The following is a 24,013-nucleotide window of genomic DNA, read 5'->3' on the forward strand; positions in this document are numbered from 1 at the left end:
TAGATTTTGCTTTTATAAGACCCACTTTTTATACGTTGGTCACAAAAAATACATAAAACAGAATGGCTAAATCTTTTAAACTTAGTGATATGAAGTAGCTTCTTTTCAATTAAACATTTCTTAACAAAACCTAATATTTTTTAGAAAAAACGTAAATTTGCACCGTAAAAAGGCAACTTTATTTCGAATGGAGCAAATCACACCTTACCGACCTAAACACAAAGTGCGTATTGTTACAGCAGCATCACTTTTTGATGGACATGATGCGGCAATCAATATTATGCGTCGTATCATTCAATCTACAGGCGTTGAAGTTATCCACCTTGGACATGATAGAAGTGTTGAGGAAGTTGTAAATACGGCTATTCAAGAAGATGCTAATGCCATTGCAATGACATCTTATCAAGGTGGTCATAATGAGTATTTTAAGTATATGTACGATTTACTCAATGAGAAAGGAGCTGGTCACATAAAGATTTTTGGTGGCGGTGGCGGAGTTATACTTCCTGAAGAAATTAAAGATTTAATGGATTATGGTATAACCCGGATCTATTCTCCAGATGATGGTAGAGAGCTTGGGTTACAAGGTATGATTAATGACCTAGTTCAGAAATCAGATTTTGCCATTGGTGATAATCTTAATGGAGAAGTTAAAGTTTTAAGCGAAAAGAATCCTAAGGATATTGCAAGAGTTATTTCTGCTGCTGAAAATTTTCCTGAAGTTGCTAAGGAAGCTTTAGAGATAATTGAAGAAAAGAACAAAACTTCACTAACACCAGTATTAGGAATTACTGGCACAGGTGGCGCAGGTAAGTCGTCATTAGTAGATGAGTTAGTAAGACGTTTTTTAATTGATTTTCCAAATAAAACAATTGGACTAATTTCTGTAGATCCGTCGAAACGAAAAACTGGTGGTGCGCTTCTTGGTGATAGAATACGAATGAATGCTATCAACTCTCCTCGAGTTTATATGCGCAGTTTAGCGACACGTCAATCTAATTTGGCATTATCTAAATATGTTAGTGAAGCTATTGAAGTACTTAAGGCAGCTGAATACGATTTAATCATCCTTGAAACTTCTGGTATTGGACAGTCTGACACGGAGATAATGGAGCATAGTGATGTTGCACTCTATGTAATGACACCAGAGTTTGGTGCTGCAACTCAACTCGAAAAGATTGACATGCTTGACTTTGCTGATTTAGTAGCTATAAATAAGTTTGATAAAAGAGGTGCCTTGGATGCATTGCGAGATGTGAAAAAGCAATACATGCGCAATAACAACTTATGGGATATCCCTCAAGATCAGTTACCTGTATTTGGGACAATAGCATCGCAGTTTAATGACCCAGGTATGAATACGCTTTACAAGGCTATCATGGATAAACTTGTAGAGAAAACCGAAACTGATTTAAAATCTTCTTTTGAAATATCGGATGAGATGAGTAAGAAGATTTTTGTAATTCCACCAAATCGTACACGCTATCTTTCTGAAATTGCTGAGAATAATCGTGCCTACGACAATACAGCAAATGCTCAAGTAGAAGTTGCTCAAAAGTTATATGGAATTTATAAGACAATCGAGTCTGTTATTGGTTCTACTCCAACTATTGATAAAGCTGGGATTGACTCTGAGTCAATGCCGTTAAATTCTGAAAACAAAGATTTTGCTAAACTTTTAGTCGCTGAGTTTGATCGCGTAAAAATGAACCTTGATCCATACAATTGGGAAGTTATTACCAATTGGGATGTCAAGGTTAATCGATATAAAAATCCAGTTTATACTTTTAAAGTTAGAGATAAGGAAATAAAAATAGAAACACATACCGAGTCTTTATCACATACACAAATCCCTAAAGTAGCACTGCCAAAATATCAAGCTTGGGGTGACATCTTAAGATGGACTTTACAAGAAAATGTTCCAGGCGAGTTTCCATATACTTCAGGATTATACCCATTTAAACGTACAGGAGAAGATCCTACACGTATGTTTGCTGGTGAAGGTGGACCAGAACGTACAAATAGACGTTTTCACTACGTGAGTTTAGGTATGCCTGCTAAGCGTTTATCTACTGCTTTCGATAGTGTAACCTTATATGGTAATGACCCTGATTACAGACCAGATATATATGGCAAAATTGGTAATGCAGGTGTGTCGATATGCTGTTTAGACGATGCAAAAAAATTGTATTCGGGGTTTAATTTAGCAGACCCAATGACATCTGTTAGTATGACGATTAATGGACCCGCACCAATGCTTCTTGGGTTTTTTATGAATGCTGCTATCGATCAACAGTGTGAACTTTATATTAAAGAAAATGGTCTAGAGAAGCACGTTGAGAAAAAAATAAAAGACGTATATAAAGGTAAAGAAAGGCCTACCTATAATGGCGATTTGCCTGAAGGTAATGATGGCTTAGGTTTAATGCTTCTTGGAATTACAGGTGACCAAGTACTACCAACGGAAGTTTACGAAGAAATAAAAGCCAAAACCATCTCGCAAGTAAGAGGTACTGTTCAGGCCGACATATTAAAAGAAGACCAAGCACAAAATACGTGTATATTTTCAACTGAGTTTGCATTGAGGTTAATGGGTGATGTTCAAGAATATTTTATAGATAATGTGGTTCGTAATTTTTACTCAGTATCTATTTCTGGATATCATATAGCTGAAGCTGGAGCCAACCCTATTACACAATTAGCGCTAACATTATCAAACGGGTTTACTTATGTAGAGTATTACTTGAGTCGTGGAATGGATATCAATAAGTTTGGACCAAATTTATCATTCTTCTTTTCTAATGGTATCGACCCAGAATATGCAGTAATTGGTAGAGTTGCCAGACGTATTTGGTCAAAGGCACTGAAGCATAAATACGGAGCTAATCCTAGAGCACAAATGCTTAAATACCATATACAAACTTCCGGTAGAAGCTTACATGCTCAAGAGATAGATTTTAATGATATAAGAACGACGCTTCAAGCATTATATGCTATTTACGACAATTGTAATTCGCTTCATACCAATGCCTATGATGAGGCTATTACAACGCCAACTGAAGAATCTGTGCGTCGTGCAATGGCAATTCAACTTATTATAAATAAAGAGTTAGGTTTAGCTAAAAATGAAAACCCAATTCAAGGGGCTTTTATCATTGAAGAGTTAACGGATTTGGTTGAGGAAGCTGTTCTGCTTGAGTTCGATAGAATTACAGAACGTGGTGGTGTTTTAGGTGCTATGGAAACGATGTACCAACGTAGTAAAATACAAGAAGAAAGTTTGTATTACGAAACATTAAAGCATAATGGCCAATTCCCAATTATTGGAGTTAATACATTCTTGAGTAGTAAAGGTTCACCTACGGTACAACCTGCTGAGGTTATACGAGCGACAGAAGAGGAAAAAGAATTCCAGATACAGACATTAAAAAATCTGCATAGTACAAACGATACAGAAGAACTCCTTAAGGACTTACAGCAAAAAGCTATAAACAACCAAAATATTTTTGAAGCCTTAATGGAAGTTTGTAAAATATGCTCACTAGGGCAAATAACTTCTGCATTATTTGAGGTTGGAGGACAATATAGAAGGAATATGTAATTAATGAGAATTATAAAAAAAGCCGAACAAAACTGTTCGGCTTTTCTTTTTTATCTATTGTAAGGATATTCATTAATCCAGTTAAAGCCTCGATTTGTAAGTCTAATCTTGGTAAGATCATACTTTTTTAAATTTATTTCGATGGTATCATTTTTCCAAAGACCTTTAAAAGCCATAAGACTATCATTTCTGGTGTAAGTTAAGTCTAGTATATCCAGACTATCACGAACTGATGTCATTTTCAATGTTTTCTGAACACTATCTAACTCATATTCATACCAACTAGGTCTATCGTTCATTCCTCTAATGATCATATATTTAGAAAAATAACCTTTGTCAATTATGAGCTTTTTCCATCTGGTGTTATCAGTAAGTAATGGTGCAATAGTATCGCTATTTATTATAAAGTTTTCTGTATCGTAAACACCATATAAATGAGGTGCTGGTTGCTTATAGCGCTGTTCCCAATATTCATAATTTGAACTAGTGTATGTATAAAAAGCATAGCCGATAAATGCGAACTTCAACACAGTGGCTGCAATTCCCCATTTTTTATTTTCAAAAACTGGAGTAATTTCATTAACAAAGTTTTTTGCCTTTTTAAATACGATTAAGTTAAGGATACGCTTGTAATCCAATAATGCAATAAATAACGCTTTAATCATTAAATGAAATGAGAAAAGTTTCACAGGAATATCGTAACTCATGTTCATCATAAATACATTCAGCATTACAGCAAAAACAACTAATGCTCCAAATGTTCTTGTTCTTCTATGAAATAATAATAATCCACCTATAACTTCAGCAAATCCTGAGAACATAGTATATGCTTTTGAAGCACCCATAAAAGTCCATGCAATTCCCATCGGAGAAGATTCAGCATAGGTTCGGAATAATTCTATAAAAGAAGGTTCTGAAAATTGTAAGTAGAATATTTTTGATAACCCATACGATAACATGAATGCTGCAACGTAGTAACTCACATAAATTCTGAATAACCTGAGGAGTCTATTGTAGCTGTTTCTTTTTCTATCTATGATAGACCATATAATGCATCCAATAATTGCTAACACAAAAAACACTAAGACTTCAACATAATTATAGGTAGTATCGCCACTACCACTAGGGAAAATAGTTATCTCTATACCCAAAAATTTATCCGCAACCCAAACAGGTAATGATTGTATTTTACCAGTCAGCCATGTAATCAATGAAGACGTATATGGTATAAACGAGATATAGAATATAGAAATGTGAAGCGAAAAATAAATTAGAATAAATCTGAAACTAATTTTTTGTAAAGCATTCCACTTGGAATTGGATTGAAGCATAAGTGTTTGGTTTTAGTTTGTGGTACTAAATATAGTCTTTATTTTATTCAATAAATTGAAATACTAACGCTACTGCAGAAGAATTCCTTAAAGATTTAAGGTAAATAGCTTCAGTATTAATTGAAATTGGTGGTTTGTAGAGAAGAACTATGTAATTAAAGCGTCAACATCCAAGTACGCTGTAGCTTCTTAAACTTCTTTAATTCATTACGAAGAATAGGAAGATAATCACGCCCATTACTTTTGGTATTCTCAAGACGTCTACAGTTTTTGTATAAACGATAGGTGAGTTTGTCTAAACTCTGAATGTGCTTATACTTTTTTTCTGAAAAACGTTCGCGCTCAGCATTAATAATCTCAGGCGCTAAACATGTAGATTGCTGAATAATATCGCCAGTGAAATAGATATCATTATTTTCAGAGCCATCTCTATTCAACCCACATAAATCTTGATTTAGATATGTAGAAATACTCCTAGATAGCATTATAATGTCCAATGCTTTCTGGTATATAGGAATATTGAGAAAATTTGATGGTTTAGAATAATTCACTCTTTTATAGCAATTTTACACGAAATTAATTAGAGAATGTGTAATTTTACTTTAATAATTAAATTAAAAAACACTTTTTAATTTAAAATATACGTTAATTTGTGTAAAAATATTTAAGATGCACATAGATTCGCTTAACTGGAATATTTTAAAGTGCCTACAAGAAAACTCTCGAATGAGTAATGCAGAGATTGGTAGACGTGTTGGTGTAAGCTCTCCGGCCGTCGCAGAGCGCATAAAAAAGATGGAAGATGCAGAAGTCATACAATCTTACAACACTGTAATTTCTACATTTGCTACAGGTTATCAGCTTAAGGCAATTATTACCTTGAGAGCATTTATGGGTATGCTAAAACCTTTTTTAGAAAAGGTTAAAACTTACAATGAAGTTATTAATTGTTACCGTATTACAGGCAATGACAATTTTGTAATGGAAGTCGTTTTGAAAGATCAGATGCATCTCGAAGAATTTATCGATAAATTGATAGTTTATGGCGAAACTAGAACGCAAATTGTATTGTCTCACGTAGTAAAGCACAATGCCTTAAAACCATTACGATAATTACTCAATTACTATATGAGGTACATTAGCTAAATCCCAATCAATAACTAAACCGCCAGATAAACTTTTTGCAATATTCTTTCCGTATAAATATTCGCATAAATAAAGCGCGGCTTCGAAAGATTTAGCACCACCAGCTGAGGTTATATATTTTCCGTCATGAACAAAAAGAATATCTTCTCTTATGTCCAAATCAGGATAACGCTCTCGCATTTTTTGTATATCGCTTGGAAATGTTGTGGAGACTTTATTAGCTAGAAGACCAGCTTCGGCTAAAACAAAAGCACCATCGCAATGCGAGGTTACAAACAGCGCTTCCTTATCTACTTTTTTCACAAAATTAATCATAGCCTTATCCTCTAAATCCCTGTCTAAATGATGCTCAGCGCTGGGCACTACAAGGATATCAATCTTGGGAATTGAATCTGTTACATAATTAAAATCTGGTATAATACGCATACCTTCAAACGTGGTAATTGGCTCATCAGTATTAGCAACAGTAAACACATTCATAGCCTTTATATTTTCTCTAAAAATAGTATGCTGAAAAATATCGTACGGTGCAGTTAACTCTGTATTATATGTGCCTTCCATGATTAGAAATCCAACATTATAACGGTTAGGTTCAAGTTTCGGAAATTGCTTTTCAACAAACGTATTTTCAGCTTCAACGGTTTCAGTTGCTTTTTTGTCATTACAACTACAGCAAACCATGATAAGCACTAATATTATGAGTTGTTTCATGTCTTTAATTTTAATAAAGTTCGTTTCTCTTTTTCAAAATTCGTTTTAAATATAGCAAAAGAAGAACTCCAATAAGACCTAAACCGCACATTAAATACCAAGTAAAGTCATATCCATAAAAATGAGATATTTGAAGACCTGCATTATGTCCAAATACACCTGCTATTGAAAATGACATCACATACATGGCTAAATATTCACCTTGTTTACCTCTTTTAGAACGATGCATAGCAAAAGCATTACTCATAGGGAAACCAACCATTTCACCAACAGTCATAAATACTATCCCAATTAATAATACCCCAACCCACGGCGCAAGATTAAGAACTAAAAAACTCAAGACTGTTAGTAGTAACCCAAAAAGAGTCATCCCGATTTTAGTATAACTTTTAGTTTCTAACCACGCAATTAATGGCATTTCAGTAACTGAAATTAATAATCCATTTAAACCAAGTAGGAGCCCGATTTTTAATTCAGAAAGTGAATGTATGTCCTTATAATATAATGGCATGGTTGAAAAATACTGCATAAATATGAACGCAAAGAACACCATTGCCAAGAAAAATATCCAATAGGGTTTGTCTTTGTAAACTGACTTTGGATTCTCATTTACTTCATTATCTAAAGGCTTTGCCTTTCTTGGGTTTAAAACACCAACTAATAGAAGTGTAGCCAAAATACATGTTATACCATCAACCCAGAACAAACCACCATATCCCAGATAAGTAATGATTAAGCCACCTATAGCGGGACCAGCAGAGAAGCCAAGATTTATGGCTAACCTAATTAGCGTTACTGAGCGCGTCTTATTCTCAGGTTTACTATACACACTCATAGCTACATACATAGCAGGTCTAAATGTATCAGCCACTATCATAACTAAGAAAATGCCAATACAGAAAGTCGCAAACGTATCTAAAAATTGTAATGCAATAAACAGTATTCCTGTAGAGAACAAGCTTCTGACCATTACTTTGTAATAGCCAATATTATCTGTTAATTTTCCGCCTAACCAAACACCCACAACGGACCCAAGCCCAAAACATGTCATTACCCAACCTATATTAGCTTGGTTTATGCCTAAGTCTTCTCTAAGGTATAATGATAAAAATGGAATAATCATTGTCCCAGATCTATTGATAAATGTAATTAGAGCTAGCCACCAAACTTCAATAGACAAGCCTCTAAAGGTATCTATGTAATTGTAGAAAAGTTTTTTCATTTTAGTTTATAAATAAAAAAAGTCCGACGATATCGTCGGACTTTTCAGGTTTTAGTTGGTTAAATATATCAACACTATAACATACAAAACGTCCGATCCGTTTTAGAATCGATCTGTCTTTGCTTATATGTTACAATTGTGAATCTCATTTGTTTTATTGTTGACCCAAAGCTATAAAAAAAATGTATAAGTTGTATTTTTGACTTTAAAAAAGATTGAAAATGCGTTTTTCAAAAATTATATGTCTTTTACTATTCATTGTGTCTTGCTCAAAAAAGGAGTCGGCTAGTATAGGCGAAACACCTTATCAGATTGAGCAAAACAATATTTTTAAGGATGCTTCAAGATCACCATTAAAAGCTAAGGATTTAAAGATCTTTAAGGGTTTGGATTTCTTTCCTTTTGATTCTTCATTTGTGGTAAAGGCTAGCTTAAAAAGAACGCCAGATGCTCCATGGTTTAATATGAAGACGACAACTGAACGTTTATCACGTGAGCGCATTTTTGCGGTAGCTACTTTTGAACTTAAAGGAAAAACGTATCAATTAAATATTTATCAGGGTGAAGAAAACATGAATTCTGAAGACTTTAAAGATTACCTCTTCTTACCTTTTTTAGACAATACCAATGGAGATAGTTCTTATCCTGGCGGCAGATATATAGATTTAAGAATTCCGTCTGGAGAAACGATAGAAATTAATTTCAATGAAGCCTATAATCCTTTATGTGCTTACAATGAAAAATATTCTTGCCCAATTGTACCACGCATTAATTATTTGGATTTAAACGTTGAAGCTGGTGTAAAAGCGTTTCAGAAGTAATCTATTTTACCAAATACATTCCACCAAAAACCGCAAGGAAACCAATTACAAAACTCGCAATTGTATATAATGCGAAAGATGTAAAATCACCAGATTTTAAAAACACATGATTTTCGTATGCAAAAGTCGAAAAGGTTGTGAAACCACCACAAAATCCTGTTGCTAATAATAAAGTTTGCGACTCCGAAAGGCTGTCATTTTTTGCAGCGATCCCTAGTATAATTCCGATAAGTAAACTTCCTAAAATATTTGCAGCAAAAGTCCCATAAGGGATACCATTTTCAGAACTGTTGAGCCACTTTCCTACAAGGTATCTTAAGACACTTCCAAAGCCACCACCAATAAAGACAAGAATAGCTGATTTCATAATTACTCCTTTATGGGAATATAAACTTCAGTTACCCAATCGGCAGGATTTGGAAAATTGCCAGGGTCATTTTGATAGATTTCAAATGGCTTAGCATCTGATTGCTCTAAATTATTATCTTTTAAATATGCCATTGCAGTTTTCCATGCTACGGGTAAGTTGGTATAGTTACCTTTTAAAGTTGTTTTTAAAGTCCTTGTTTTTGGTATATAACCACAAAGCACTTCAGAGCCTAAAGTGATGTCAACTTTATTCTGAACAGGAATAGCTTGACTCATAATTATGTTGCCATTCTCGGTGTTCATTTCATTGTAGATTGTAAATGGCATTCCAGATTGCTTAATGTTATTTTTACTCATGAAGGTCATAATTTCACCGTATTGTTTACCCATTATCTGACTAATATTGGCTCCATTAGCAGATGTGGTTTTAAACATATAAAATCCACCACCATATTCGGTAATACCATCTACTTTGACATCATAAATTTGCATACTTTTTACTACAATGCTATCAAGTTTAAAAAGTCCTCTTTCAAAATCTGGAGCGGTATTATCTTCAATAGATCCTTTAAAGGTTGTATACATTTTAGTCATAAAGTCCTGCTTACCTTTCATATTCCAAGTTACTTTAGTGCCACCAGTAGTGTCTTTAAATGTCCAAGATATATCAGATTGTGATTCAAAGGGTTTAATAAACTTAATTTGTTGATTAATAGATTGGTCTTTGTTAACTGCAGTTGTCGTCATATTACCTTCACCTAAAATATCTCCTAACCAACTGTAACTACCATCAACACCAGATGTTTTTTCGCCGTAATTTAAAGCGGCATTTGGTTCTTTTTCTATCCATGGAGAAAATTGAGGCCAGTTTTTGTAGTCGTTAACTTCATTAAATAATAATTGCTTAGGTGCATTTATAATTCTACTTCTGGAAAATTCATAATTATTTGGCTGTACAGCAATATAGATTGCCAAACCTATGATGAGAATAAGTAGGAAAAATACAATGTATTTTAGGGCTTTCATAATGATAGATTTTAGTTAGTACTCAAAGATAGCAATTTTAAAAGATGTCTTTATTAATGCTATATTTTGGTCTAAAAAATCTATCAAAACTAAAAGGGTAATTATAGATAATCACCCTTTTTTATTATCAAATTATCCCCCAATAATCTGATAACTTTGTATACTATACACTAAGGCAAATGCAAAAAGGCTGCCATTACCCTTTAATTGTAATTTTTTTCGAATATTTTTTCTATGAGTTTCTATTGTGGATCTACTTAGATTAAGTCTTGAAGCAATTTCAATATTTTGTAAACCTTCTGCTATTAGTAGTACAATTTCAGATTCTCTTTCAGTTAATTTATCGGCATTTAAGAGCTCCTTATTTGCGAGTGACCTTACTGAGGAGATAATTAAATTAATAGCCGTTTTGTTTATACATAAATATTTAATGTGCTCTAAAAGTATTAATAATTGAGTGGTATTTAGTCTTTCGTTTTTGAGTTTTAATTCTTGAAGTAGACTTACGATTTGTTTTTGAGAATTGTTGGAATTCATATTTAAAAGTACCTCTTGTTAACTAAGAAAGAAATCCCCATTGATGGGGATTTATCTTTAACATATTATCCAAAAATCAATTTACAATTAGAGGTTTCACTCTCCATATATCAGAGTAAAGGAATGAGGTGGATATTAATTCTCTATTCAAACTATTGTTTTTATCAGATAGAAGACTTTCTAGTATAGACCATTTTTTCTTTGCCTTTTCTGGTCTTTTAGCTCCGGCCGTCGATGCGAAGTATATAAATCCATCTGTGCCCCAAAATGGTTGCACTTCATTTGAGTCACCACTTGTTAATTGTGTAATGCTTTGTCCATTGCGTTTCATTACAAATAGGTGACCATAATTGTCATCTTTACTCGAAATAAATGAAATGTGATTGCCATCTGGTGAATAGGTACCGTTATATGAATTGGACTCACCAGTTGTAATCTGCGTGCTTTGATACGTGTCTAGATTTAGCTCAAATAACTGATAGTAATCTCCCGATAATTTACTGTATAATATTATATCTCCATTAGGATGCCATTCTGGCTCAATACCTTCAGAAAGAACAGTAAAACTGCTACCATCTTTATTTACAATACAAATGCTTCTTGCACCTTGAAGTGAGGTTGTTAAAACAACTTTTTGTCCATCAGGTGAAACTTGTGCGTTATTATCGAAATCTCCATAAGCATTTTGACCAACATAAGTAATGCCTAACCGGTTTATATTACTGGTTGCGATTACTGGATTAGATGCATAATAGGTGAAAATAAAATCTCCGGAGTTATTTACCCATGAAGGAGCACCCGTTTTTTTACCGATTAGAGGTGTAAATCCTGGAAGCATTACATCTTTTTTAAGTCTTATGCTCCATTTGTTATTATCGCCTTGTGCATCATCTCTTATTACATATAATAGTTGTTTCCCATCTGAAGATAGTGACGGTTGAAACTCAGCAACGACATCATCAGTAATTCTTACAAGTTCCTTGGCACTTGCCGTCACTTGAGGTCCTGATAATTTTATTGAAACATCTTTAGTTGTCCCACATGCAGTGAGTAAACCTGCAAGCAATAGAAGTTTAATAGCTTTACTTTTTTTCATTTTTTTTAGTATTGGTTAATACTGCAAAGTAGCTTGAGGTAAGGCCAAAAAAAATACCCACTGCAGGGTATTTTTGATTATTAAACGCAATGCTAGTTTAATTGAGGAAATTTACAATAATCATCTGCCTTGGCAGCTAATACAATATATCTTCCATTTGAGTAACATTTATGATGATTAATGCGTTTCCCTGGATTTACCCCAATTACATATGGTCCATTTGGATTTAAGTTTCCATTTTCATCGCGCATATAAAATGCGACTCTAACCCGATAATTATATGGGTTGGTGTAATATAATCTTAGAGAGGTGCTTGAGCCACAGGCATTACCTCTTTTTCCAGTTAAAGTATTATTAAAGGTTTCTTCCCAATAACAATTAGAATCATTTTCAAATAAGTTCTTCTGTTCGTTTTGCTTTTCTGAAGAAATGAAACTCAAGAAGGTAAATACAGAAATACATAAATTTTTCATAATACGGAGTTTTAAAATTTACTCTAAGCTATTATGAATTACGGCTCATGTAAATCCCTTATAATGGGGATTTTTATTAAAACCGGTACTTTTTTTCTAAGGCATAACGCATGAGTTCACCTTTACCTTGTAAACCCAAAATACGAATCATGTTTTTTCGATGTGTATCTACAGTATGTACACCAATAAAAAGCTCGTCAGCAATTTCACGAGAAGTTTTGCCCTGTGCTATTAGACCCAATATTTCTATCTGACGTTTGGTCAAAGTACCTTTAGATTTTTTATTAGAGTTTTTTTCAGAGTCGAAATTAATGTTAGCATCGTAGTAGTTATCACCTCTATAAACAGATCTCACAGCCTTTAGTACTTCTTCTAATGGTGAATTTTTTAATAAATAGCCAGATGCACCAGCTTGCATCATTTGTTCAATAGCTTCAATTTGGTCAAACATTGTAAACCCCAACACTTTAGTATGTGGAAATTCTTTTTTAATGGTTTTAGTGGCTGTAATCCCATCCATTTTTGGCATTCTAATATCCGTAATAATGACGTTTGGCTGTTTAAGTCTTACAAGTTTTAGTAAATCTTCACCATCATTTACTGTACCTACAATCTCAATATCATCTTCGTATTTGAGGAGCAGTTGTATACCATCAATTAATGATTGATGATCTTCGGCTATGGCTAATCGTATCATAACGGAATATCAATTATTACGGTTGTACCTTTATTTTTTTCTGACTCAATTGTAAGTTTACCATCGAGATGCTCAACGCGCTTGTCTATACTACTAATACCCATACCTTTTTTAGTTTTTGTAATCTGATTTGGATTAAACCCAACACCATTATCCTCTACCATAAGATTTAAGCTGTCTTCATGATTGGTAATGTGAACAGATATATCTGAGGCATTAGCATGTTTAACCGCATTAGATATTAACTCTTGAATAATTCTAAAAATGGTAAGTTCTAAGCTATTCTCTAAACGCGTGTCAAGGCCATAATCCATAACTTCAATGTTTAGCTTATTAGCAATGGATATTTTATCTGCCAATTCTTTTACTGATTTTAATAAACCGTGCTTGGCGATAACTCCAGAATTTTTAGCATGTGCAACAGAGCGCACTTTCTGGTAGGCTTCGTCAATTAAGTTATTGGTTTTATCAAACAGCTCTGGCGACTTTTTATCTTTAAGTGCATTAAAATGAAGCTTAACTGTAGCCATAAGGCCACCTAAATCATCATGAAGGTCATTGGCAATACGCTGTCGTTCTTTTTCTTGACCTTCTATCATGGCGTCTATGGCAGTTAGCTCTTGGTCTTTAAGAACCGTTGCTAATTTTTGTGATTCTATTTCTTTTTCTTGTTCAGCTAGTTTTTGCTTTCGTTTGGTGCTTTTGAACAGCAAAAAGGCTATGACGCCACCAAGAATTAAACTACCTCCAAGACCGATGGCTACATAAAGGTTTTGTTTAGACTTTTGTTTTTCTGCAATAACTTCCTGTTCTTTTTTAGCAGTTTCATATTTAGTCTCATATTCGGATATAAGTTGTAAGTTATCTGACTGATTAATCAATAATTCCTGGGTTAAAAATTTATTATTATATCGCAGGGCTTTTAATGTATCTCCAATAGACTTGTAAACTTCACTTTTCCAAAAAAACACATAACTATTAATATTTTTAAAGATTGCATCTTCTTTACTGTTATATGCGCGATTTAAGAAACTTATAGCTGAATCCGGATGTTCTTGTTTAAAATTTATCACACCTAATGTTAAATTTATTTGAGCTTTATGAGCTAAATCGAAATAGTCGTATTTACTTTTAAAATATTCATTTGCGAGCTCAATATAATACTTGCTACTATCTAAATTCTTGGTAATTAGCGTGTGATAACTTCCGTTATTAATATAATTCTGTGCTTTAAAGGATGATATTGGCTGGTTTTTAAAAAAATTATTTGTCTTTTTATAAATTGAATCTACCTTAATCAAATCCTCATAAAAATATTTGAGTGTGATTTTAAAGTTATAATAATTAGCTTTTTCAATATTAGAATTAATATTAGGCTTATTTAGTAATTCACTAATGAGATACTGATAAGAAATGTCATTAGAGCTTACAACTGTTCTGCTATACATTTCCAATATATACTGGATACTTAAACTAGCTAGATCGTCATCTCCTAGATCTTCTGCTAAACTTAAACTTTTTTTAAAACTGTTATAAGCGTTGATAAAATTACCTGATTCTAAATAGTGTTTTAGGCCTTGGTTTAAATAGAGATAACCCTTACCTAAACTTTTATCATCAGGTAATTCATTATGATTTAATATGACATTATCGAAATTACCAGTTTTGATAATTTCATCATATTTATGGATCTGATGTGTTAAATTAATAGCTGCCGTATCTTTTTCAAAGTTTACTTTTTGTTGACAGAAACTTGAGGTAAAAGATAAAATACTAAAAAATATAACTTTCAGTAAATACTTCATCAGAACTTAAATATGAGTACATCTGCAAGACAGAAGCCTAATGGTGTACCATATGTAAGCGATGGGTCAGGGAAGTCTTCGTCAGAACCAGCAGGTCTTCTAGAAACTTCGTCATATGCATCTCCATCTCTGAAATGAGTATGTGGATTTATATATAATGAACTGTCTAAATCCTCGGGGTTAAAAAGTTCAAGTTTAGGATTCTTTAGATTAATTTGTGTGACAGCTACCTGTTTATCGGATATTTCTCTTTTCATGGCAACTTTAGTACCTAATATTTCATCATTTTTTAAAAATGGTTTTACATCAATTTTAATATGTAGTATTAGACCTTCATTTTCTAATTCTTCAACTTTTTGTTCGTAAGTATTATATTGAACTTTATCAAGGCCCATTGTAATAGAACCTCTATAGTTTTGCAGTTTAAAGTCACATGTGTAAACATAAGGAAGCTTATCACTTTCTATAAATTCATGTTTGTGTATTTTTATATAAATCATATAGAAAGTGCCATGATGTTGCCCACCAAATATTGGTTGCCATACATCACAATCCTTAGGATTAACGGGAAATTTTAATTGTTGATGTGCCATAATTTTAGTTTTAAGTTATTAATATTGGTTCTTCTGGTAATGGTTTATCTCTATCCTTTTCTATAAAAAAAGTTGCTTTAGGTAGAGAAAATAATAGATCCTTAAATTTTTTTAATTTATAGATGTTATAGTCTAATTGATAATTCTCAGGGAAAGACGTTGGTAAAACATAAATTGAATCCCCATCATCTTCTTGTAATTCATCACGACTTGCTAATGGTTTACTATCTGTTTTTAATTCAATAGTATTCAAAAGTTGGTCGTAAATTTTAAATGAGTTTTCGACTAGCATAGATTGTGTAAAGATTTGAATTTCTATAGCGTATTCTTTAAGATAACTTCTCGCATCAAATTCTTTTATTAGGTGTAAAATTTCATCTGTTGGGTTATCTAAATCATTAAATTTTAAATTAACGATATCACCACTAATATTAGATCTAATAGGGACTTCAGGTTGACAATTCCCAGCATATTTCTGTTCTCTAAAATCTTTAACAAGTTGTTCTCCTTCTTTGTTTATAATTGCAGCCCTATTTTCGGAGTTTAATAATCTATCAATAAATGCAGGATGTTTATGGCCAATATAGTTTAATGGATTACTAAGTTCAATATCAAAACCGCCATCTATTTTTGCGATAAATTCAATTGCCTTTTCGTATCGTGTTTTTATTTCTTTATCTTCAATTAAATTGAAATTATCTTTCACACTAGTTGTCCATGCTTGACTTATGTCATTTATATTATCTTCAATCACACGCATATTCTGATAGATTTCACCTGTAGTTTCACTTGGATCACTAAACAGTAGATATTTGCAACCACCAACTTCGCCAAAACCTGTAATGAGACTGGCGTGATAGCCTCTTTCTCTTATTATTTTTAATAGAATAGGTGCTTGATTTTTAATTAACGTAAACTTTACCCAGTTATAATTTAAAATAGTATTTAGGTCCTCCACCTCTTCTAAAATAAAACCTCCTTTTCCATAAATAATCTTAATATCATTAGTTTCAATTCCTATATTACATTGGTGACTTATAGAGTTACCGCCTGTGCAGCAACCATTATATACTTGATTGATAGAATACGGATTGTTCTGATATTTACGATAATAGCTTACTAAATTACATTGAGTATTACCAATAACGGATTTTGAATTTAATCCTTCAATCATGTTAGACAAACATGCTGCCCAACACCAGTTCGATTTAAATGGTTGAGGTTTATATTTTATACTCTTCAAATAATAAAATTCGAATTTGCTCATATTGTAATTCTAATTTTTCAAAAATTGCAATTTCATTCGAGTTATCACATACCCAGTAATGGGTATATTTCAACATTTAAGTTATAGGATATTTTATTAGTGAAAAGATAATATCGTTAAACTGTAAGAAAATAAGGACTAAACCTGTTCTCTAATTCAAAATTGAAAAACAAAAACGGATAATGTATTGCACTATCCGTTAGTTATTCAATGACTGATTTATTTACTATTGCTTAATAAAGCGTTTGGTTGTAGATTGATTATCATCAGTTGTTAATTTCAAAATATAAATGCCTATGTCAAGGTGCTCTATATTCAAACTATTGGTATTTGACACTAATGTTTTATTTTTAATTTTCTTTCCATTAATATCATAGATTTCTATAATAGCGTTTTGTAATCCATTTCCTGATATGGTAATCCAATTAGACGTTGGGTTTGGATACAACTTAAAATCTAAAATATCTGAATCAGATATACTCAATGCAGCTTCTACATTAAGCGTAATATCTGCTCTTCGTACCGTTAGTCCATCGACATCTGTATTTGTGATTTCGCAATAATACACACCACTATCACTTGGCTGTGGATTGTTTATAGTATAAGTAGATTCAGTTGCACCAATTATAGCTTCGCCATCCTTAAACCATTGGTATTGATCTGTACTTAATAATCTAAAAAATCGAGTAGTGGTTGTCATACCATTGACATCTAGTGTTATGGATTCTCCTGGTGGAATAGTGACCATTTCGGGTTCACTCGTGTTCCGTTGAGGTGAGTAAAAGTAATTTGTGATTAAAAGATTATTAGCTTGGTTAGTTGCTAAATCTGCAAAAGAATATAAGTTCTCTGTAATGTTTAGTGTATTTAGATTAGGAAGTACACTCAAATCTGGAAGCTCACCAGAAAAATCATTGCCTTGTGCATTAATACTAAATAGGTTTAATGCGTTAGAAAAATCGGGCAAAGTACCAGTAAACAGGTTGGCATTTCCGGCAAATTCAAAGGTGCTACCTATAACATAAAAATCTCTTAGGTCAGTTAAATTACTTATGCCACTTGGCATATCACCAGTAAAGGCATTTCCAATAAGTCTCAGCTCTTGCAGGTTTGTAAGATTACCAATTGATGCTGGTAGATTGCCAGAGTTTGCTGTAGCTTGTAAACGTAATCGCTTTAAATTTGATAAATTACCTATACTCGAAGGTAATGGACCTGTCACACCACTTTCAAGCGCTATACTTAGATGTTCTAAGTTGACCAAGTCTTCAATCTCAGTTGGTATTTGTCCTGACCAGCCACCTGTACCAAAATTTTCAATTCCAATAACTTTATTTCCAGCTGTGGTGATATGTGCCCAATCTCTAACGGGTTGTGCTGTGCCCCAATTGGTATTTTCTACCCAATTAGGCCCATCTAGTGCATTATAAAAAACCATTAGAGCATCGCGTTCTGCCTGACTTACTGGTCCGTATAAATCTACAGATGGTCTTCTATATTCTAAACCAGGAACTAAAGGACTAGTTGCGATGCATATGTAGGTGTTTAAGTCTTGAGTTTGAAGATCGGTGAAATTTAATGTGTTAGTATTGGCGCCTGTAACCGGATCACTTTCAACATCTAGGTCAAATCGATTACTTATATACCATTGGTAATCTACATCGGTACCTGTAATTGGTGTCATTGTAAGCATATAATCATTTCCAATAATACCTTCAATTTGCTCTTCTAAGTCGACAACTTTTTGGTTACTAAATAAGAAAGTTGAAATACCACTATTGGCTGTAAAGTTTGGCTCGAAATCAGCAAAAGAAAATGTATTAGACCTGATGTCAAGAGTTTCGAGATTAGATAACACACTGAAATCAGGAATTGTTCCGCCTATAGAATTATTAAAAAAGCCGATATATTCAAGGTTTGGTAGGTTTAATAGTTCACTAAGGTCGGTACCCACAATATTTGCTGCAGGGAGATCTAATCTGGTTACACCTCCATTTTCGACTGTTACACCAAACCAAGCACCCACTGGTTGTATTGTATTCCAATTGCTATTATTTGTCCAGCTTGTACCTCCATTAGCATTAAAAAATGCTACCAAAGCATCGCGCTCGGCTTGAGAGCTGTCTTCTGCAATATTAAAATTAACATTAGAGAGTTGACCACTATCCAAATTTCTACATACTTGAATGTAATAGCTTTGGCCTGGCGTAGTTGTAAAAGTTGTAGATGTACTAAATGTGCAATAACCTGGTAGAACTTGCAATTGCGTTTCATCAGTCTGGTTTAAATCTGGAGCCGTATATGGGATTAAGAACGAATTACCATTAATTGGTTGAAAATTTGGGTCTGTTAAACTGGCCGTTATAGAAATAAAGGATGTGGCAGTAAACTTGTAGTATACTCTTTCAAAAGAATCTACACCACAATCAGACCCGCCAATTCCATTAGCTGTGGCCAAATCTAAACGTAAGTTTTCATCTACAAAATCGGATTCTGGAATGATTACCGCATTCTCAATTAAGTCATTAGCAGGAATCAATAGTGAAGGGTCAATACAGTCGGGGTTGCCATCATTATCCGCATCTTCATATGTTGGGTCATAACCTTGTGATGTTTCAAAAAATTCAATTCTATCAACAACAATATCAGTTTGTGATAAACCAAACTCCAATCTAAACCTGAATTTATCACTTGTAAAGTTTGTAAAGTCAATAAACAGATTGTTAATGGATATTACAATCCAATTTTCAGTGATATTATAATAATTATTGAGATTTCTATACACGCCATTTTCGTCAACTAACGCCCATCTGATGGCATCGCCATCAATAGCTCCAATTCTTTTCACATAAATATTAAAGCTATATCCTACGCCATCCTGAAGTGTAAACTCTTCAGAATCAATGGAGTGTGTTTCAAATTGCCCACTATTTGGAGCGGTTATATACAGTGATTTATTGCCATGGAATACATTAGCAGCATTTTGATTAATAGAGAAATTGCCAGGATTTTGAGGTATGGTCCAACCAACAAAGTCAGACTCAAAACTTACATTACCTATTATAGAGTTTGCCAATGCATTGCATGGGTCTATACAATCTAAGACGCCATCGCCGTCAGAATCCATATTAGTTTCTGGAGGACATTGACTTATTCCTAGATATGGTATACCTAGCAAAAACAGAAATAAGAGTAAAAATTGTTTCATAGTTAAAAGGATAAATTATTGATGGCATAAATTTATCCTCCATGACTATTAAAAAAAATCCCCATTAATGGGTATTTTTAGTACTAGAGTAGACTTAAGAATGCTATTTATTACATGTAAATAAACTTAACTGCGGCGATAAGTCCAATAAACCCAATAAAGGCTAAAAGAATCCAAATGGTGCCTTTATAGTACTTTTTATGAAGCTTTAAGTCTTTACGATACTGAAACACAATCACGGTAGCAAATGCTATAAAAAATAATATTCCAAAAACTAATTGACCAGTCGTAAACATCTTCTTATTTTTATACAAATTTAAGGAATACTCAAATAATACTAAGATAATATGCAAGATAAAATAGAGGCAGTAAAAGCTTTTCATACCGCTTTTAAAATTGGACATAGAGAAACACCTAAAGCACATTTAGGAATGGAAAAAAATCAGTTGCGATACAAGCTTATGAGAGAAGAAAATGAAGAGTATCTTGAAGCTGCTAATAATAATGATTTAGTTGAAGTAGCGGATGCCCTTGGCGATATGTTATATATACTTTGTGGTACAATTATAGAACATGGTTTGCAACATAAAATTGAAGAGGTTTTTACAGAAATTCAACGCAGTAATATGAGTAAATTAGGTGAAGATGGAGAACCAATTTACAGAGAAGATGGCAAAGTAATGAAAGGTCCAAATTACTTTAAACCTAATATTGAAGACATCTTAAATAACTAAACCTATCGTATAGTGTTGTTAGTTTAGACTTTTACTCTCCAGCCAAATTTATCTTCAGATTTATTAGTCTGTATATCAGTAATGTGCTTTTTTAATAACTCACCAAAAGTGTTTTCTATTTCTGGCAATTGGTAGTCTTTACCTTTATATCCAAAACCAGAAATTGGGGACACCACTGCAGCAGTTCCTGCACCAAAAATTTCTTTTAAACTTCCGTTTTCGGAAGCTTCAATAAGTTCGCTAACTTTTATTTTACGTACGTCTACATCAATACCTAGATCTTCGGCTATGCTGATAATACTTTTTCTGGTAATACCATCTAATATTCTATCGCTAGTTGGTACAGTCATTAGTGTGTCATTTATTCTCACAAAAATATTCATGGCTCCAGCTTCCTCTATATATTCGTGACTATTGTCATCTGTCCAAATCACTTGTTGGTATCCTTTATCTTTTGCTAATTGGGTTGGGTAAAATTGTCCAGCATAGTTACCACCAGCTTTTGCAAACCCGACACCACCATTGGCAGATCGCGAATATTTTTCTTCGATAAGTACTTTTACTTTTCCAGAAAAATAAGCTCCAGAAGGTGCAAATGCAATCACAAATTTGTATGCATCAGCAGGTGATGCATGAAAACCAGAGCCAGAAGCAAACATAAAAGGGCGAATATACAGGGCACTACCATCAGATTTTGGAATCCAATCTTTTTCTAATTTGAGAAGTTCTTTTAGACCATCCATAAAAAAGGCTTCAGGTAACTCTGGCATAGCTAATCGCTTTGCAGAGATGTTTAACCTTTTGAAATTATCTATTGGTCTAAATAAAAAGATATCGTCATTAGCATCCTTATAAGCTTTCATACCTTCAAAAATAGATTGTCCATAATGAAAAATCTTTGCTGAAGGATCTAGTGTAATAGGTTGGTAAGGAACTATTTTAGGATTTTGCCATTTACCATCTTTATAGTCGCACTCGAGCATATGGTCCGTAAAAACGCGACCAAAATCAAGATTATTAAAATCTACACTACTTATCTTAGAATGTTTAGCTTTTTCTATTTCAATGGTTAGAGACGTCATTGTATTCATTTCAGATACTTAATTAGTACGATACAAAAGTAAGCAATCATTATCTTTGGATGCCTTTTAATACTTTAAAATTTTAGTAATTTTGTTAAACCATTTATCAACATAAATCAATAAAAAAATGAAAAGAATATTTAGCTTATTACTAATTACACTTATGGTTGTTTCATGTAAAAATGAACCAAAAACTAACTATGAGAGCGAAGTAGAGCAAACCAAAGACGATGTTACCGAAATCGCTTATGCTAGTTTTGGTAAGGAAATTATAGATGATGACGCACTTTCTACAGACCGAATGCTAGCACATTATAGTACAATGAAAGTTGGAGATACTTTAAATGCTAAAATGAAAGGTAAAATCACTGATGTATGCTCAAAAAAGGGATGTTGGATGAAACTCGATATGGGTAACGATAAAACGGTTAGAGTAACATTTAAGGATTATGGCTTTTTTGTGCCTACTGATGCTTCAGGAGAAGTGGTGATTAACGGAAAGGCCTTTGTAAAAGAAATTTCTGTGGATGAATTAAAACACTATGCTGAAGATGCTGGTGAATCTCCAGAAGACATAGCAAAAATTACTGAGCCAGAAATGGCAATGTCTTTTGAGGCAGATGGCGTTTTGTTAAAAAAGTAGTGAAACGAAAAGTCATAACTACTGGTGATGGTTCTAAAACCATTCAGATAGAAGACTGGAATGAGCAGTACCATTCTGTTCACGGAGCAATAAACGAAGCAAATCATGTATTTATTAAACATGGTTTGCTTTTTTATTCTGAAATTAATCCTGAGACTAAGCCAATTCATATTCTTGAAATAGGTTTTGGTACAGGCTTAAATGCTTTTTTAACGCTTATCAATGCAGAAAAACTGCACAAAAATATTAGATACACTGGAGTAGAAGCTTATCCTGTAAGCCAAGAGGAAATCAATGCTTTGAATTATGTGGATTTAATTTCAAAGCATCACAAAAACGAGTTTGAGTTATTGCACTCCACAGAATGGGAAAAAGATATAGATATTTTCCCAAATTTCAGTTTAATTAAGCGGCAAATGCTTATTCAAGATATAAGCACAATTTCGGAGTTTGATGTCATTTATTTTGATGCTTTTGGTGCACGTGTACAGCCAGATTTGTGGACTGAAGATATTTTTCAGAACATGTATAATGCGCTAAATACTAATGGTGTTTTAGTTACTTATTCTGCTAAAGGTAGTGTTAGACGTGCGATGAAATCTGTGGGGTTTAAAGTTGAACGTCTTGATGGACCACCAAATAAAAGGCACATGCTTAGAGCTGTTAAAAGTTAACTAAATATACAGGTACGGCCTTATTACTAGAGTATCTTTGTATAAAATAGTTTGATGTGAAAGTCTTAATTACAGGAGCAACGGGATTAGTCGGAAGAGAAATAGTTAAGCTATGTCATGAACAAGACATAGCAGTAAACTATTTAACTACTTCTAAGTCAAAGTTATCGAATAGTTCTAATTATAGAGGATTTTATTGGAATCCAAGTAATAAAGAAATTGACACAGCCTGTTTTGATGGTGTTGATACAGTGATTAATCTCGTTGGTGCATCTATATCTAAACGATGGACTACAAGCTATAAAAAAGAAGTTCTTGAGAGTAGAACCGAAACGGCCAAGCTTCTAAAAAAAACTATTACTGAACATAAATTTCCTGTTAAACATATTGTCTCAGCAAGTGCAATTGGCATTTACCCATCATCTTTTATTGACTATTATGAAGAGGATTTTTCTATAGTGTCTGATACATTTTTAGGAGAAGTTGTAGAGCAATGGGAAAGTGCAGTTGATGACTTTAACTCTTTGGGTCTTAAAGTGTGTAAGTTAAGAATAGGCCTTGTGCTTGCCAAAGATGGTGGTGCATTACCCGAAATTGTAAAACCAATAAAGCTATCTGCAGGCGCTGCTTTTGGTAATGGAGAACAATGGCAAAGTTGGATTCACTTATCTGATTTAGCTGAACTTTTTATGTATGCTGTTAATGAGGAATTGACAGGGGTTTACAATGCTGTTGCACCAAACCCAGTTACCAACAGTGAATTGACTAAAATGACTGCTAAAGTCCTGAACAAATCATTAATTCTACCAAATATTCCAAAATTTGCAATGAAATTAGCTTTAGGGGAAATGCACATACTTTTATTTGAAAGTCAACGTGTCAGTAGTGAAAAGATACAACGAGAAGGGTTTGAGTTTAAATTTTCGAATTTACAACCTGCTTTAAGAGACTTACTTAAAAATTAAAAAACGCAACTT

Annotated in this window: 23 protein-coding genes; 7 read left to right on the plus strand and 16 right to left on the minus strand. The window is 33.2% G+C overall.

Annotated elements, in window-relative coordinates:
- Positions 1–187: 187 nt before the first annotated feature.
- Complete coding sequence (locus ED556_RS04800) at positions 188–3,601, plus strand: methylmalonyl-CoA mutase family protein (RefSeq protein WP_296320018.1); 3,414 nt, start codon at positions 188–190, stop codon at positions 3,599–3,601.
- A gap of 50 nt (positions 3,602–3,651) precedes the next feature.
- Here the strand turns inward: ED556_RS04800 and ED556_RS04805 are convergent, their stop codons facing one another.
- A complete protein-coding gene (locus tag ED556_RS04805; protein WP_296320024.1) occupies positions 3,652–4,932 on the minus strand; it encodes a hypothetical protein in 1,281 nt (426 codons plus the stop codon).
- Positions 4,933–5,087: 155 nt separating this feature from the next.
- On the minus strand, positions 5,088–5,483 hold the full coding sequence (locus tag ED556_RS04810; protein ID WP_296320027.1) for a hypothetical protein: 396 nt from the start codon (positions 5,481–5,483) through the stop codon (positions 5,088–5,090).
- Between the two features lie 118 nt (positions 5,484–5,601).
- Here ED556_RS04810 and ED556_RS04815 point away from each other — a divergent pair, with 118 nt between their 5' ends.
- A complete protein-coding gene (locus ED556_RS04815; RefSeq protein ID WP_296320029.1) occupies positions 5,602–6,045 on the plus strand; it encodes an Lrp/AsnC family transcriptional regulator in 444 nt (147 codons plus the stop codon).
- On the opposite strand, the gene ED556_RS04820 is transcribed toward ED556_RS04815, so the two are convergent.
- Both ED556_RS04820 and ED556_RS04825 read right to left on the minus strand, forming a co-directional pair.
- Entirely contained in the window at positions 6,046–6,789 is a 744-nt protein-coding gene (locus ED556_RS04820; RefSeq protein WP_296320031.1) for a DJ-1/PfpI family protein, read from the minus strand.
- Between the two features lie 10 nt (positions 6,790–6,799).
- Positions 6,800–8,011 (minus strand): MFS transporter, encoded by a 1,212-nt coding sequence (locus ED556_RS04825; protein WP_296320034.1) that lies wholly within the window; start codon positions 8,009–8,011, stop codon positions 6,800–6,802.
- A gap of 221 nt (positions 8,012–8,232) precedes the next feature.
- Between ED556_RS04825 and ED556_RS04830 the strand changes: the two genes are divergently transcribed.
- Positions 8,233–8,832 (plus strand): DUF1684 domain-containing protein, encoded by a 600-nt coding sequence (locus tag ED556_RS04830; protein WP_296320035.1) that lies wholly within the window; start codon positions 8,233–8,235, stop codon positions 8,830–8,832.
- 1 nt (position 8,833) lies between these two features.
- Here ED556_RS04830 and crcB read toward each other — a convergent pair whose 3' ends face one another.
- From crcB to ED556_RS04885, 11 genes are all read right to left on the minus strand, one after another.
- The gene (crcB, locus tag ED556_RS04835; protein WP_296320037.1) at positions 8,834–9,199 is read right to left on the minus strand and encodes a fluoride efflux transporter CrcB; all 366 of its coding nucleotides are present in this window, start codon (positions 9,197–9,199) and stop codon (positions 8,834–8,836) included.
- A gap of 2 nt (positions 9,200–9,201) precedes the next feature.
- The gene (locus tag ED556_RS04840) at positions 9,202–10,227 is read right to left on the minus strand and encodes a GyrI-like domain-containing protein (RefSeq protein ID WP_296320040.1); all 1,026 of its coding nucleotides are present in this window, start codon (positions 10,225–10,227) and stop codon (positions 9,202–9,204) included.
- A gap of 132 nt (positions 10,228–10,359) precedes the next feature.
- Complete coding sequence (locus tag ED556_RS04845; protein ID WP_296320043.1) at positions 10,360–10,764, minus strand: LuxR C-terminal-related transcriptional regulator; 405 nt, start codon at positions 10,762–10,764, stop codon at positions 10,360–10,362.
- A 76-nt stretch (positions 10,765–10,840) separates the two neighbouring features.
- A complete protein-coding gene (locus ED556_RS04850) occupies positions 10,841–11,860 on the minus strand; it encodes a hypothetical protein (protein WP_296320046.1) in 1,020 nt (339 codons plus the stop codon).
- Positions 11,861–11,952: 92 nt separating this feature from the next.
- Positions 11,953–12,333: a hypothetical protein gene (locus ED556_RS04855; RefSeq protein ID WP_296320051.1), complete on the minus strand. Its 381-nt coding sequence runs from the start codon at positions 12,331–12,333 to the stop codon at positions 11,953–11,955.
- A gap of 76 nt (positions 12,334–12,409) precedes the next feature.
- The gene (locus tag ED556_RS04860; protein WP_296320054.1) at positions 12,410–13,030 is read right to left on the minus strand and encodes a response regulator transcription factor; all 621 of its coding nucleotides are present in this window, start codon (positions 13,028–13,030) and stop codon (positions 12,410–12,412) included.
- On the minus strand, positions 13,027–14,835 hold the full coding sequence (locus ED556_RS04865; RefSeq protein ID WP_296320058.1) for a sensor histidine kinase: 1,809 nt from the start codon (positions 14,833–14,835) through the stop codon (positions 13,027–13,029). The genes ED556_RS04860 and ED556_RS04865 overlap by 4 nt, the downstream gene beginning before the upstream one ends.
- Positions 14,835–15,428 (minus strand): hypothetical protein, encoded by a 594-nt coding sequence (locus ED556_RS04870; RefSeq protein ID WP_296320061.1) that lies wholly within the window; start codon positions 15,426–15,428, stop codon positions 14,835–14,837. The genes ED556_RS04865 and ED556_RS04870 overlap by 1 nt, the downstream gene beginning before the upstream one ends.
- Positions 15,429–15,438: 10 nt before the next feature.
- The gene (locus tag ED556_RS04875; RefSeq protein WP_296320062.1) at positions 15,439–16,695 is read right to left on the minus strand and encodes a papain-like cysteine protease family protein; all 1,257 of its coding nucleotides are present in this window, start codon (positions 16,693–16,695) and stop codon (positions 15,439–15,441) included.
- A gap of 226 nt (positions 16,696–16,921) precedes the next feature.
- Positions 16,922–19,903: a T9SS type A sorting domain-containing protein gene (locus ED556_RS04880; RefSeq protein ID WP_296320064.1), complete on the minus strand. Its 2,982-nt coding sequence runs from the start codon at positions 19,901–19,903 to the stop codon at positions 16,922–16,924.
- Between the two features lie 110 nt (positions 19,904–20,013).
- Complete coding sequence (locus tag ED556_RS04885; protein WP_296320067.1) at positions 20,014–20,199, minus strand: hypothetical protein; 186 nt, start codon at positions 20,197–20,199, stop codon at positions 20,014–20,016.
- A gap of 51 nt (positions 20,200–20,250) precedes the next feature.
- Here ED556_RS04885 and ED556_RS04890 point away from each other — a divergent pair, with 51 nt between their 5' ends.
- Positions 20,251–20,637, plus strand: coding sequence for a nucleoside triphosphate pyrophosphohydrolase family protein (locus ED556_RS04890; protein ID WP_296320070.1), 387 nt, complete (start codon positions 20,251–20,253; stop codon positions 20,635–20,637).
- A 23-nt stretch (positions 20,638–20,660) separates the two neighbouring features.
- Here ED556_RS04890 and ED556_RS04895 read toward each other — a convergent pair whose 3' ends face one another.
- Entirely contained in the window at positions 20,661–21,728 is a 1,068-nt protein-coding gene (locus ED556_RS04895) for a branched-chain amino acid aminotransferase (protein WP_296320075.1), read from the minus strand.
- A 118-nt stretch (positions 21,729–21,846) separates the two neighbouring features.
- On the opposite strand from ED556_RS04895, the gene ED556_RS04900 reads away from it, so the two are divergent.
- Genes ED556_RS04900 through ED556_RS04910 form a run of 3 tightly spaced genes read left to right on the plus strand, consistent with a single transcriptional unit; the run spans position 21,847 to position 24,001 of the window.
- On the plus strand, positions 21,847–22,362 hold the full coding sequence (locus ED556_RS04900) for a DUF4920 domain-containing protein (RefSeq protein WP_296320078.1): 516 nt from the start codon (positions 21,847–21,849) through the stop codon (positions 22,360–22,362).
- Positions 22,362–23,036 (plus strand): tRNA (5-methylaminomethyl-2-thiouridine)(34)-methyltransferase MnmD, encoded by a 675-nt coding sequence (gene mnmD / locus ED556_RS04905; protein WP_296320081.1) that lies wholly within the window; start codon positions 22,362–22,364, stop codon positions 23,034–23,036. The genes ED556_RS04900 and mnmD overlap by 1 nt, the downstream gene beginning before the upstream one ends.
- A gap of 56 nt (positions 23,037–23,092) precedes the next feature.
- Positions 23,093–24,001: a TIGR01777 family oxidoreductase gene (locus tag ED556_RS04910; protein ID WP_296320084.1), complete on the plus strand. Its 909-nt coding sequence runs from the start codon at positions 23,093–23,095 to the stop codon at positions 23,999–24,001.
- Positions 24,002–24,013 lie beyond the last annotated feature (12 nt).

This window comes from Winogradskyella sp. (genome assembly GCF_003712105.1).
GTDB lineage: Bacteria > Bacteroidota > Bacteroidia > Flavobacteriales > Flavobacteriaceae > Winogradskyella.